At 62.9% G+C, this 13647-nt stretch carries 10 protein-coding genes; 7 read left to right on the plus strand and 3 right to left on the minus strand.

Translation table 11 applies throughout. The features are described 5' to 3' along the window. Positions 1-37 precede the first annotated feature (37 nt). Together REH34_RS08840 and dapC are read left to right on the plus strand one after the other, a co-directional pair. On the plus strand, positions 38-2731 hold the full coding sequence (locus REH34_RS08840) for a [protein-PII] uridylyltransferase (RefSeq protein ID WP_226504942.1): 2694 nt from the start codon (positions 38-40) through the stop codon (positions 2729-2731). A gap of 13 nt (positions 2732-2744) precedes the next feature. Continuing rightward, positions 2745-3941, plus strand: coding sequence for a succinyldiaminopimelate transaminase (gene dapC, locus REH34_RS08845; protein ID WP_226504941.1), 1197 nt, complete (start codon positions 2745-2747; stop codon positions 3939-3941). Positions 3942-3998: 57 nt separating this feature from the next. On the opposite strand, the gene REH34_RS08850 is transcribed toward dapC, so the two are convergent. Then, the gene (locus tag REH34_RS08850; protein ID WP_226504940.1) at positions 3999-5636 is read right to left on the minus strand and encodes a Na+/H+ antiporter; all 1638 of its coding nucleotides are present in this window, start codon (positions 5634-5636) and stop codon (positions 3999-4001) included. 291 nt (positions 5637-5927) lie between these two features. Here REH34_RS08850 and REH34_RS08855 point away from each other — a divergent pair, with 291 nt between their 5' ends. From REH34_RS08855 to REH34_RS08870, 4 genes are read left to right on the plus strand one after another with little or no spacing between them, the layout of a single operon-like run. Then, positions 5928-6275: an ArsC family reductase gene (locus tag REH34_RS08855; protein WP_311971387.1), complete on the plus strand. Its 348-nt coding sequence runs from the start codon at positions 5928-5930 to the stop codon at positions 6273-6275. 45 nt (positions 6276-6320) lie between these two features. Continuing rightward, on the plus strand, positions 6321-7355 hold the full coding sequence (dapD, locus tag REH34_RS08860) for a 2,3,4,5-tetrahydropyridine-2,6-dicarboxylate N-succinyltransferase (RefSeq protein ID WP_311971388.1): 1035 nt from the start codon (positions 6321-6323) through the stop codon (positions 7353-7355). A 52-nt stretch (positions 7356-7407) separates the two neighbouring features. Continuing rightward, positions 7408-8613 (plus strand): cysteine desulfurase, encoded by a 1206-nt coding sequence (locus tag REH34_RS08865; protein ID WP_311971389.1) that lies wholly within the window; start codon positions 7408-7410, stop codon positions 8611-8613. Continuing rightward, positions 8610-9023, plus strand: coding sequence for a SufE family protein (locus REH34_RS08870; RefSeq protein ID WP_311971390.1), 414 nt, complete (start codon positions 8610-8612; stop codon positions 9021-9023). The genes REH34_RS08865 and REH34_RS08870 overlap by 4 nt, the downstream gene beginning before the upstream one ends. A gap of 204 nt (positions 9024-9227) precedes the next feature. Here REH34_RS08870 and tcdA read toward each other — a convergent pair whose 3' ends face one another. Beyond that, positions 9228-10025 (minus strand): tRNA cyclic N6-threonylcarbamoyladenosine(37) synthase TcdA, encoded by a 798-nt coding sequence (tcdA, locus tag REH34_RS08875; protein ID WP_311971391.1) that lies wholly within the window; start codon positions 10023-10025, stop codon positions 9228-9230. 277 nt (positions 10026-10302) lie between these two features. Between tcdA and REH34_RS08880 the strand changes: the two genes are divergently transcribed. Beyond that, positions 10303-12894, plus strand: a complete 2592-nt coding sequence (locus tag REH34_RS08880) for a glycosyltransferase (protein WP_226504934.1) — start codon at positions 10303-10305, stop codon at positions 12892-12894. A gap of 44 nt (positions 12895-12938) precedes the next feature. Here REH34_RS08880 and REH34_RS08885 read toward each other — a convergent pair whose 3' ends face one another. After that, positions 12939-13586, minus strand: a complete 648-nt coding sequence (locus tag REH34_RS08885) for a DUF1120 domain-containing protein (RefSeq protein WP_311971393.1) — start codon at positions 13584-13586, stop codon at positions 12939-12941. Between the last annotated feature and the right edge of the window lie 61 nt (positions 13587-13647).

The following is a 13647-nucleotide window of genomic DNA, read 5'->3' on the forward strand; positions in this document are numbered from 1 at the left end:
GCCCGTGGTGCCATTGATATTCGAGGAATGCCATTCGATGCCCCAGGTGGATCCGGAGTTGTTCGATCGCGGTCAGTTCCAGGCCGAACTCGCGCTCAAGTCGAGCCCGATCGCAGCGTTCAAGAAAGCCATCCGCCAGGCCCGCGACGTGCTCGACGCGCGCTTTCGCAGCGGTCGCGACATTCGTCGCCTGATCGAAGACCGCGCCTGGTTCGTCGATAACATCCTGCAACAAGCCTGGCAGCAGTTCGACTGGAGCGAAGAGGCCGACATCGCCCTGCTCGCCGTCGGCGGCTATGGCCGTGGTGAACTGCACCCCTATTCCGACATCGACCTGCTGATCCTGCTCGACAGCGAAGATCAGGAAGTCTTCCGCGATTCCATCGAGCGCTTCCTCACCCTGCTCTGGGACATCGGCCTGGAAGTCGGCCAGAGCGTGCGCTCGGTCAACGAATGCGCCCAAGAGGCACTGGCCGACCTCACCGTCATCACCAACCTGATGGAAAGCCGCACCATCGATGGCCCCGAAAGCCTGCGCAAGCGCATGATCGAGGTCACCAGCACCGCCCACATGTGGCCCAGCAAGGACTTCTTCCTGGCCAAGCGTGCCGAGCAGAAGACCCGCCACCACAAGTACTTCGACACCGAATACAACCTGGAGCCGAACGTCAAAGGCTCTCCAGGCGGCCTGCGCGATATCCAGACTATCCTCTGGATGGCCCGTCGTCAGTACGGCACGCTCAACCTGCACGCACTGGCCGGTGAAGGCTTTCTCGTCGAAAGCGAGAACAACCTGCTGGCCGCCTCTCAGGAGTTTCTCTGGAAGGTTCGCTACGCCCTGCACATGCTTGCCGGTCGCTCCGAAGATCGCTTGCTGTTCGACTATCAGCGCCACATCGCCGAGCTGCTGGGCTTCAAGGACACCGACGCGAAGAAGGCCATCGAGCGCTTCATGCAGCAGTATTACCGGGTAGTGATGAGCATCGCCGAGCTCAGCGACCTGATCATCCAGCATTTCGAGGAAGTGATCCTCGCGGAAGACGATTGCTGCGCCGTACAGCCGATCAACTCGCGCTTTCAGCTGCACGACGGCTATATCGAGGCGACCCACGCCAACGTGTTCAAGCGCACCCCGTTCGCCATGCTCGAAATTTTCGTGCTGATGGCGCAGACCCCTGAGATCAAGGGCGTACGGGCCGACACTATTCGCCTGATTCGCGAACATCGCCACCTGATCGATGACAGTTTCCGCCACGATATCCGCAACACCAGCCTGTTCATCGAGCTGTTCAAGTGCGAGATCGGCATCCACCGCAACCTGCGTCGCATGAACCGTTACGGCATTCTGGGCCGCTACCTGCCGGAGTTCGGCCATATCATCGGCCAGATGCAGCACGACCTGTTTCATATCTATACGGTCGACGCTCACACCCTCAATCTCATCAAGCATCTGCGCAAACTGCAGTACACCCAGGTGTCCGAGAAATTCCCGTTAGCCAGCAAGATCATGTGCAAACTGCCCAAGCCCGAGCTGATCTACCTGGCCGGGCTGTATCACGACATCGGCAAGGGGCGTAACGGTGATCACTCCGAACTCGGTGCGGTGGATGCCGAGGCGTTCTGCCAGCGCCATCAACTACCGGCGTGGGACAGCCGCCTGATCGTCTGGCTGGTGCAGAACCACCTGGTGATGTCGACCACCGCGCAGCGCAAGGATCTCTCCGACCCGCAGGTGATCCACGACTTTGCCAACCTGGTGGGCGACGATGTCCACCTCGACTATCTGTATGTGCTCACCGTGGCCGACATCAACGCCACCAACCCGAGCCTGTGGAACTCGTGGCGGGCCAGCCTGCTGCGTCAGCTCTATACCGAGACCAAGCGCGCCCTGCGCCGCGGCCTGGAGAACCCGCTGGACCGCGAAGAACAGATTCGCCAGACGCAAAGCGCAGCCCTGGATATCCTCGTGCGCGCCGGCACCGATCCCGACGAAGTGGAGCAGCTCTGGTCGCAGTTGGGCGATGACTACTTCTTGCGTCACACCGCTGGCGACGTGGCCTGGCACAGCGACGCGATCCTGCAGCAACCGGCCCACGCCGAGCCGCTGGTGCTGATCAAGGAAACTACCCAGCGCGAGTTCGAGGGCGGCACGCAGATCTTCATCTACGCGCCCGATCAGCATGACTTCTTCGCCGTGACCGTGGCCGCCATGGACCAGCTCAACCTCAACATCCATGACGCGCGCATCATCACCTCGAGCAGCCAGTTCACCCTCGACACCTACATAGTGCTCGATACCGATGGCGGCTCGATCGGCGACAATCCTGCCCGTATACAACAGATTCGCGATGGTCTGACTGAAGCCCTGCGCAACCCGGACGACTACCCGAACATCATCCAGCGCCGAGTGCCGCGCCAGCTCAAGCACTTCGCCTTCGAGCCGCAAGTGACCATCAGCAATGACGCCGGGCGCCCGGTGACAGTGCTGGAACTCAGCGCACCGGATCGCCCTGGCTTGCTGGCGCGCATCGGCAAGATCTTCCTGGAGTTCGACCTGTCGCTGCAAAACGCCAAGATTGCCACCTTGGGCGAGCGCGTCGAAGACGTGTTCTTTATTACCGACGCGAGCAACCAGCCGCTATCCGACCCGCAGCTGTGCAGCCGCCTGCAGGAGTCGATCGTCGACCATCTGAAGGTCAACGGTATCGACCCCACGCGAATGAGCATTTAACGAGACCCGATCGATGAACAACGCCCTCAACCAGCTGCAGCCCTACCCGTTCGAAAAACTGCGAGCCCTGCTCGGTGGCGTGCAACCGGCTGCCGACAAGCGCCCGATCGCTTTGTCGATCGGCGAACCCAAGCACGCGTCGCCAGCCTTTGTGGCCCAGGCGCTGACAGACAACCTGGACAAGATGTCGGTGTACCCGACCACTCTGGGCGTCCCGGCTCTGCGCGAGGCAATCGGCCACTGGTGCGAGCGACGCTTCGGCGTGCCGCCGGGCTGGATCGATCCGGCCCGCCACGTGCTGCCGGTCAACGGGACCCGCGAAGCGTTGTTCGCGTTCACCCAGACCGTGGTACAGCGCAGCGACGACGGTCTGGTGATCAGCCCCAACCCGTTCTATCAGATCTATGAAGGCGCGGCGCTGCTGGCTGGTGCCAAGCCGCACTACCTGCCCTGCCTGGACGACAACGGTTTCAACCCGGACTTCGACGCCGTGTCGGCCGAGACCTGGCAGCGCTGCCAGATCCTGTTCCTGTGCTCGCCCGGCAACCCGACGGGCGCATTGATCCCGCTGCAAACCTTGAAAAAACTGATCGCTCTGGCCGACCAGTACGACTTCGTGATCGCGGCCGACGAGTGCTACAGCGAGCTGTACTTCGACGAGCAATCGCCCCCCCCGGGCCTGCTGACCGCCTGCGCGGAGCTGGGCCGCAGCGATTTCAAGCGTTGCGTGGTGTTTCATAGCCTGTCCAAGCGCTCCAACCTGCCAGGGCTGCGCTCGGGTTTCGTGGCCGGTGATGCCGAGATCCTCAAGGCCTTCCTGCTGTACCGCACCTACCACGGTTGCGCGATGCCGGTGCAAACCCAGCTGGCCAGCGTCGCTGCCTGGAACGACGAAGCCCACGTGCGAGCCAACCGCGACCTGTATCGCGAGAAGTTCGATGCGGTGCTCGACATCCTCGCCCCGGTCATGGATGTGCAACGCCCGGACGGCAGCTTCTACCTGTGGCCGAAAGTCGAGGGGGATGACGCCGAGTTCACCCGCGCGCTGTTCGAAGAGCAGCATGTGACCGTAGTGCCGGGCTCGTATCTGAGCCGCGACGTCGATGGCCTCAACCCCGGCGCCGGTCGCGTGCGCCTGGCGTTGGTCGCACCGCTGGCCGAATGCGTCGAGGCGGCGCAGCGGATCCGCGCGTTCATCCAGAGCCGCTGATCGCTGCCACTACTGTGGGACCGGTGCCTGCCCGATCCCACAGCGCTCGCGGTGCAACTACTTGCCCACCCCCAGGTTGGCCTCGTTGATATCCAGCTCGGCCAGCAACTGACGCACCACATCATCACCAATCTGCCGTTGCCGGCGCAGGTCATACAGCTTGCGCCGCTGGGCTCGCAACGCTGCCAGACGCAAGCGCCGCTCCAACTGGTGCATTTGCAGCGCCTGCGCCTGCGCTTCTTCGGAATCGTTGATGATGTCCAGCTGATGGCGATATTCGGCCATCAACTGCGCCTTCATCTCCGTGGCCAGCGCCGCCTGCGCCGCATCACCGCCGCTATCGCCCAGCTCCTCGGCCTCCAGCGCCTTGATCGCTTCCTGGGCCGTCTGCCGACGGGTTTCGCGAACCTCGGCATGCAGCTTCTCATCCGAGCCCTTGTCCATCCCCCGCAGCAAGAGGGGCAACACGATGCAGGCGATGATCAGCGACAGCAGAATCACCCCCGCAGCGATGAACAGCAGCAAGTCGCGCTCGGGAAACGCGTTGTCACCCAGCAACAACGGCACCGACAAGGTACCCGCCAAGGTCACCGCACCACGCACCCCGCCAACGGTCAACAGCCAGCAGGAGCGCGCCGTCGGTACCGCAGTGATCTGCTTGGAGCCCCGCCAGCGGCGCAGCAGTACGGTCAGGCGCCACACACCTTGCACCCACACGAACCGCAGCAGCACCAGCACGATGAAAATCGCCATTACCTCCAGGGAACGCGAACTCATGCTCGACCACACATCGGTTTCGTGACTGGCAACCGCCTTGACGATATCCGGCAACTGCAGGCCGAGGATAAGGAAAATCAGGCCGTTGAACGAGAACTCCAGCAGCGACCAGACACTGCGATTAAGCAGACGCGTGGCCGTCTGCCGCGGCAGCAAGTCCAGCCAGCTTTGCATCATCCCGGCCGCCACCGCCGAGAGAATCCCCGAAGCGCCCAGGCGCTCGGCCAGCACATAGGAAGCGAACGGCAGCACCAGCATGAACACCACGTGGGTGGCTGGATCGTCCCAGCCGCGACTGATCATCCACACCCGCAAGCGCCCCACCAGCCAGCTCAACGCGACCCCCAGTGCCAGGCCGCCGACCGCGACCAGCACGAACGTCAGGCTGGCGTCGGCGAGGGAAAAGTAACCGGTCATGGCCGCCGCCAGGGCGAATTTGAAGGTCACCAGGCCCGACGCGTCGTTCATCAACGCTTCGCCCTGCAGGACATGCATCAACGGCGTCGGCAAACGATCCTGGGCAATGGCCGATACCGCCACGGCATCGGTCGGCGAAAGCACCGCGGCCAGCGCGAAAGCCACGGGCAGGGAGATCGACGGGATCAGCCAATGAATGAAGTAACCGGCGCCGATCACGGTGAACAGCACCAGGCCCACGGCCAGCGTCAGGATCGAACCGCGCAGGCGCCACAGCTCACGCTTGGGCATCCGCCAGCCATCGGAAAACAGCAACGGCGGCAGGAACAGAAACAGAAACAACTCCGGCTCCAACGCCACATGCAAGCCCAGTGTCGGCAACGCCAGCAGCGCCCCGGCGGCAATCTGCAGAATCGGCAAGGGCAGCGGCACCAGTCTCGCGACCAGCTTGGAGAGGCTCACGAGCATGAGCAGAATGAGGACGGTATAGGCAGTTTGCATGGGTGCGACGCGGTTCCTGTGCGGGCGGATTGACCAGGACGCCTCCAGGAAGAGAAGCGTCCGCTTGGCGGTTATGGTAACGGTTTACGACCGCGCTACGCTGCTGCACCAAGGTCGCACCATCAGATGAAGCTAACTTTCATCCAGCCCCAACGCCCGCCTGGCATAACCCTGTCACCTTTCCCCCAGACGCAGTCATGGCATCGAAACACGTGATGCCGCATAATTCGTCGATCAATCTTGCGGAGAACAGGGGACGGGCGGCCAGTGCCACCCGCCCGGCGATAATCCATGGCTTACACTCTCTATGGCATCAAAGCCTGCGACACCATGAAAAAGGCCCGTACCTGGCTTGACGAAAAACCGGTCGAGTATGTCTTCCATGACTACAAGACCCAGGGCATCGACCGCGAGCACCTGGCGCAGTGGTGCAACGAGCACGGCTGGCAGGTGGTGCTCAATCGCGCGGGCACCACGTTTCGCAAGCTCGAGGACGCTCAGAAGGCCGACCTCGACCAGGCCAAGGCCATCGAACTGATGCTCGCCCAGCCCTCGATGATCAAGCGCCCCGTGCTCGATCTGGGCCACAAGACCCTGATTGGCTTCAAACCCGACATTTATGCGGCGGCCGTCCAGTAAGTACTGGCACCCATGGCCCCCTTTAACTTGCAACGAGGTAATTGCATGTCCACCACTCCATTCAGCCTGGCCTTCGGCGTCGGCACTCAAAACCGCAACGGCACCTGGCTGGAAGTGTTCTACGCCCAACCACTGCTGAACCCGGCCGGCGACCTGATCCAGGCCATCGCCCCGCTGCTGGACTACACCGGCGGCAACCAGGCCATCACCTTCACCACCGCACAGGCCTCGCAACTGGCTGAAGCGCTGAAGACCGTCGACGCGAGCCAATCGGCGCTGCTGACGCGTCTGGCTGAAAGCCATCGTCCACTGGTCGCCACTATCCTGGCCGAAGACGTCGCCTTGACGTCTACCCCTGAGGCCTACCTCAAGCTGCACCTGCTGTCCCACCGCCTGGTCAAGCCGCACGGCGTGAGCCTGGCGGGTATCTTCCCGCTGCTGCCGAACGTGGCGTGGACCAGCCAAGGCGCCATCGACCTGGGCGAGCTGGCCGAGCGTCAACTCGAAGCACGCCTGAAAGGCGAGCTGCTGGAAGTGTTCTCGGTGGACAAGTTCCCGAAAATGACCGACTACGTGGTCCCGGCCGGCGTTCGTATCGCCGACAGCGCCCGTGTGCGCCTGGGTGCCTACATCGGCGAAGGCACCACCATCATGCACGAAGGCTTCGTCAACTTTAACGCGGGCACCGAAGGCCCTGGCATGATCGAAGGTCGCGTTTCGGCAGGCGTGTTCGTCGGCAAGGGTTCCGACCTGGGCGGCGGTTGCTCGACCATGGGCACCCTGTCAGGCGGCGGCAACATCATCATCAAGGTCGGCGAAGGCTGCCTGATCGGCGCCAACGCCGGTATCGGTATCCCGCTGGGCGACCGCAACACGGTTGAGTCCGGGCTGTATGTGACCGCCGGCACCAAAGTGGCGCTGCTGGACGAAAACAACCAGTTGGTCAAAGTGGTCAAGGCCCGAGACCTGGCTGGCCAGACCGACCTGCTGTTCCGTCGCAACTCGGAAACCGGCGCTGTGGAATGCAAAACCCACAAGTCGGCCATCGAGCTGAACGAAGCGCTGCACGCTCACAACTAAGTGGCGTACCGGGGTCGCCTGCAGGCGGCCCCGACTGCCAGAGCCTATACCCATGTTCCAGCCCTCTCCCTGGCGCGCCGATTTTCCGGCCATCGCCGCCTTGCAACGCCAGCAGCAGACCTACCTGGACAGCGCTGCCACCACGCAAAAGCCCCAGGCCCTGCTCGACGCGATTGCTCACTATTACAGCCATGGCGCCGCCAACGTGCACCGTGCGCAACACCTGCCTGGCGCCATGGCGACCCAGGCGTTCGAAGGCAGCCGGGAAAAGATCGCCCAATGGCTCAATGCCCCGAGCCCCAGCCAGATCATCTTTACCCACGGCGCCACCTCGGCCCTTAATCTGCTCGCCTATGGCCTGGAGAACGAGTTTCGCCCTGGCGACGAAATCGCCATCAGCGCCCTGGAGCATCACGCCAACCTGTTGCCTTGGCAGCAGCTGGCCCAACGCCGCGGGGTGAAGTTGGTGGTCTTGCCACTGACCGCCGGTGGAATGATCGACCTCGACAGCGCCGCTGCCCTGATCGGCCCTCGCACCCGCTTGCTCGCTGTCAGCCAGTTGTCCAACGTGCTCGGCACCTGGCAACCGCTGGATTCGCTGCTGGCCATGGCCCGCGCGCAGGATGCCTTGACCGTGGTCGATGGCGCCCAGGGCGTGGTCCACGGGCGGCATGACGTGCAGCAGCTCGACTGCGACTTCTATGTATTTTCCAGTCACAAGCTCTATGGCCCGGACGGCCTTGGCGCCCTGTACGGCAGTTGCCGCGGCCTGGGCCGCCTGCAGCACTGGCAGTTCGGCGGCGAAATGGTCCATGCCGCCGATTACCACGTAGCCAGTTTCCATCCAGCGCCCCTGGGTTTCGAAGCCGGCACGCCGCCGATCGCCAGTGTGATCGGCCTCAGCGCCAGCCTCGACTACCTCGGCGGCCTGGATACCAAGGCCGTACTGGCCCACGAGGCGGCTTTGCATCGCCAACTGCTGCGCGGCCTGCACGACCGCGAGGGCGTGCGAGTACTGGGTGACCCGCAGGCGGCGCTGGCCAGTTTTACCGTGGACGGCGTGCACAACGCCGACCTCGCCCACTTGCTGACCGACCAGGGTATCGCCGTGCGCGCCGGCCATCACTGCGCGATGCCGCTGCTCAAGCGCCTGGGCTTGCAGGGTGCAATCCGGGTATCGCTGGCCCTGTACAACGACAGCGATGACCTGCAGCGCTTTTTTGAAGCACTGGACAAGGCCTTGGAAATGCTTCGATGACCCTGCCGGACGCCGCAGCCCAGGCACTGCAAGCCTTTGAGCACGCCCCCGGCTGGGAACAGAGGGCGCGTCTGCTGATGCAATGGGGCGAACGCCTGGCGCCCATGAGCGAGGCTGAAAAGCGTGACGAACACCGCGTGCATGGCTGTGAAAGCCAGGCCTGGCTGAGCGCCGATTACTTCGACGGATGCTGGCATTTCAAGGCCTACAGCGATGCGCGCTTGATCCGTGGGCTGTTGGCACTGCTGCTGGTGCGGGTCGAAGGCTTGAGTGCTGTCGAGGCCGAAGCCCTTGACCTGCCGGCCTGGTTCACCGACCTGGGCCTGGCCCGACAGCTGTCGCCGTCGCGCAGTAACGGCATGAATGCGGTGCTCAAGCGGCTGCGGGAGTATCTGGCAGACATTCGCTAGGCACTCCGGCCTCTTCACAGCCGAACGCGCAACCTTGCTCCCATAGGGACCGGTCTTGAGCCGTACTTATGTGGGAGATTCTATGGTTTTGGGCAGTCAGTGCCGGCCCCTTCGCGAGCAAGCTTCGCTCCCACAGGCTTACATCGCACCGTTGTGGGAGCAAGGCTTGCCCGCGAAGACGCCGGCCCAGGTGACACAAAACCTTCAGCGCTCCGAGGGCCGCCGCGAGCCCGCGACGATCTTTTCCACCGCCTTGGACGCCGCCACCATGCCGAAGCTGGCGGTCACCATCATGACCGCGCCGAAGCCCCCGGCGCAGTCGAGCTTGACGCCCTCCCCCACGAAACCCTTCTGCAGGCACACGCTGCCATCGGGCAGTGGATACCGCAACTGCTCGGTGGAGTACACGCAGGGCACGCTGTAGTGCCGAGTCACATTGCGGGAAAACCCATAATCACGACGCAGCATCGAGCGCACGTTGGACGCCAGCGGATCGTTATACGTGCGGTTAAGGTCGCCGACCCGGATCAGCGTCGGATCGATCTGCCCGCCCGCGCCGCCGGTGGTGATGATGAGGATCTTGCGGCGCTTGCACCAGGCGATCAGAGCCGCCTTGGCATGGATGCTGTCGATGCAGTCGAGCACGCAGTCCATGTCCTGAGTGATGTACTCGGCCATGGTCTCGCGGGTGACGAAGTCGGCCACTGCATGCACCACGCAGTCGGGGTTGATCGCCCGTAAACGCTCGGCCATCACCTCGACCTTGGACTGGCCGATCGTGCCGGCCAGGGCGTGCAATTGGCGATTGCTGTTGCTGACGCAGACGTCGTCCAGATCGAACAGCGATATCTCCCCCACGCCGCTGCGGGCCATGGCTTCGGCCGCCCACGAGCCGACCCCGCCGACACCGACGATCGCCACATGGGCATCACGCAGGCGTTGCAGCCCCTGCACGCCATACAAACGGGCGATGCCGGCAAAACGGGGATCTTGTTCACTCATGGTTCGGGCCCTCGAAATTCGGCGCGCAGTATACATGCAGACAGCCTTGCTGGCCCCTTCGCTGCCGAACGCGCCAGCCCGCTTCGCCCATGGAGATACGTTGACTTGTGGCAACGGGCTTTGCGCGACGAGCCTCAGGAAAGCACCACGAGAACTTCGTCCACGAATTCCAATCCAAGAAACGTCCTACAGGCTATACCTATACAGTCCTACAGCGCCCGCGTAGGATTCGCGCCTCTCAAACCGCCCGTTCCCCCTATCGGAACCTGAACACCCTATGTCATCGCGTAAATTTGGTCTCAACCTTGTGGTGATCGTGGCGATTGCCGCCCTGTTCACCGGCTTCTGGGCCTTGATCAACCGTCCGGTGTCAGCACCCGACTGGCCGGATCAGATCTCCGGATTTTCCTACTCGCCGTTCCGCCTGGGGCAGAACCCGCAGAAAGGCGTGTACCCGTCCGACGAAGAAATGCGTCAGGACCTCGAACAAATGAGCAAGCTGACCGACCACATCCGTGTGTACTCGGTCGATGGCACCCAAGAGGACATCCCGCGTCTGGCTGAAGAGTTCGGCCTGCGCGTGACCCTGGGCGCCTGGATCGGCCCCGATCTGGAGCGCAACGAGCGGGAAATCGCCAAAGTCATCGAACTGGCCAACAGCACCCGCAGCGTCGTGCGCGTGGTGGTGGGCAACGAAGCGCTGTTTCGCAAGGAAGTCACGGTCAAGCAGTTGACCGACTACCTCGATCGCGTGCGGGCCGCCGTCAAAGTGCCAGTCACCACCTCCGAACAGTGGCACATCTGGGAACACAACCCGGAGCTGGCCAAGCACGTCGACCTGATCGCCGCGCACATCCTGCCGTACTGGGAATTCATCAAGGTGGGCAACGCCCAGCAGTTCGTGCTCGATCGCGCCCACGAACTGAAAAAGATGTTCCCGAAAAAACCGCTGCTGCTCTCTGAAGTGGGCTGGCCGAGCAATGGCCGCATGCGCGGTGGCGCCGATGCATCGCCAGCGGATCAGGCCATTTATCTGCGCAACCTGGTCAACACCCTCAATCGCCGTGGCTACAACTACTTCGTGATCGAGGCCTATGACCAGCCTTGGAAAGCCAGCGACGAAGGCTCGGTAGGCGCGTACTGGGGGGTTTTCAACGCCCAGCGCCAGCAGAAATTCAATTTTGAAGGCCCCATCGTCGCTATTCCGCAGTGGCGGGTACTGGCGATCGGCTCGGCGGTGCTGGCGACTCTGGCCTTGGCGCTGATGCTGATCGACGGCTCGGCGCTGCGTCAGCGCGGTCGGACCTTCCTGACCTTTATCGCCTTCCTGTGCGGGTCGGTGCTGGTGTGGATCGGTTATGACTACAGCCAGCAGTACAGCACCTGGTTCAGCCTGACGGTGGGCTTTTTGCTGGCACTCGGGGCGATGGGGGTCTTCATCGTGCTCCTGACCGAGGCCCATGAACTGGCCGAAGCGGTGTGGACCCACAAGCGCCGCCGGGAATTCCTGCCCAACGAGACCGACAGCGCTTACCGCCCCAAAGTCTCGATCCACGTGCCGTGCTACAACGAGCCGCCAGAGATGGTCAAACAGACCCTCAACGCCCTCGCCGCTCTGGATTACCCCGACTTCGAAGTGTTGCTGATCGACAACAACACCAAGGACCCGGCAGTCTGGGAGCCGGTCAAGGCGCATTGCGAAACCCTCGGCCCGCGCTTCAAGTTCTTCCACGTCGCGCCGTTGGCCGGGTTCAAGGGCGGCGCGCTCAACTACCTGCTGCCGCACACCGCCAAGGACGCCGAAGTGATCGCGGTGATCGACTCCGACTACTGCGTGCACCGCAACTGGCTCAAGCACATGGTGCCGCACTTCGCCGATCCGAAGATCGCCATCGTGCAGTCGCCGCAAGACTACCGCGACCAGGACGAAAGCACCTTCAAGAAGCTTTGCTACTCCGAGTACAAGGGCTTCTTCCATATCGGTATGGTCACCCGCAACGACCGCGACGCGATCATCCAGCATGGCACCATGACCATGACCCGCCGCAGCGTCCTCGAGGAACTGGGCTGGGCCGACTGGTGCATCTGCGAGGATGCCGAGCTGGGCCTGCGGGTGTTCGAGAAGGGCTGGTCGGCGGCGTATCACCACGAAAGCTATGGCAAGGGCTTGATGCCCGACACCTTTATCGACTTCAAGAAGCAGCGCTTCCGCTGGGCCTACGGCGCTATCCAGATCATCAAGCGCCACACCGCCAGCCTGCTGCGCGGCAAGGGCACCGAACTGACTCGCGGCCAGCGTTACCACTTCCTCGCGGGCTGGCTGCCGTGGGTCGCGGACGGCATGAACATCTTCTTCACCGTCGGCGCGCTGTTGTGGTCGGCGGCGATGATCATCGTGCCCCACCGGGTCGATCCGCCGCTGATGATCTTCGCGATTCCGCCATTGGCGCTGTTCGTGTTCAAGGTCGGCAAGATCATCTTCCTGTACCGCCGCGCGGTGGGCGTCAACCTCAAGGACGCCTTCGCGGCGGCCCTGGCGGGGCTGGCGCTGTCGCACACCATCGCCAAAGCGGTGCTGTACGGCTTCTTCACCACGACGATCCCGTTCTTCCGCACGCCGAAGAATGCAGACAGCCATGGCTTCTGGGTTGCCGTATCGGAGGCCCGCGAAGAGCTGTTCATCATGCTCTTGCTGTGGGGCGCGGCGGCCGGTATCTGCCTGGTGCAGGGGCTGCCGAGTTCCGACATGCGCTTCTGGGTCGCGATGCTGCTGGTGCAGTCGCTGCCGTACCTGGCGGCGCTGATCATGGCGCTGCTGTCGGCACAGCCTCGGCCGCTGCTGCAAACGGAGCCGGCGCAGGCGAAGTAGCCCGCGCCTGCAAGCCGGGGGCGCAATGCTCCCCGGCACACCGCTCAGAGATAGATCAATTCGATGGTCGCCTTGCCATCGAGCTGCACCTCACCGGTCAGCGTCAGCTCACTGGCGGGTGCTATCACCAGAAAATGGTTCAAGCCGAAGCTGGCGTCCTTGATCGGCACCGGGCCATCGGCGCTCCCGTATGCATCGGTAAAACCCAGCAATTGCCCATCGTTCGGGATGGCACTTGGCTCATCCTGGGCGCCGCCCCACTGTTGGCCGCGCGCATCGCTATAGGTGGTGAATGCCGACGTGCCATTGATCGTGGAACGATCAGGGTGTACCTCGACATAATGCGCACCGATCTTTTCTCCGCGACTGGTCAGGCCCAGGCCATAGGCCGCCCGGTACCAGTTATTGCCAACACTGCCGGCGCGGTCATCGACCCCGCGAACGCCAAACAAGGTGGCGGCATCGCAACTGATATTCAGCGTATTGACACGGTTTCGATCAATCACCGTCGCGGTGTGACGCTCCAACTCGGTGACCTTGATCTCGCCGAAATCCACCGTGCTGTTGCTCAGTGTCGGATAACAGGCGCCGGGGGTGATCTTGCCTGTGACGCCGAAGTCGATGGCTGACGAAGCCATGACACTGGCACTCGAGAACAGGCAGGCCGTGACTGACAAAACAATGGCTTTCATATCTTTTCATTCCTTTTCCAAGATAACGGGTCGGGTGCGGTTGCGCCCGCAGGGCATAGTG

Origin of the sequence: Pseudomonas baltica (assembly GCF_031880315.1) — a bacterium.
In the GTDB taxonomy this organism is placed as follows: Bacteria; Pseudomonadota; Gammaproteobacteria; order Pseudomonadales; family Pseudomonadaceae; genus Aquipseudomonas.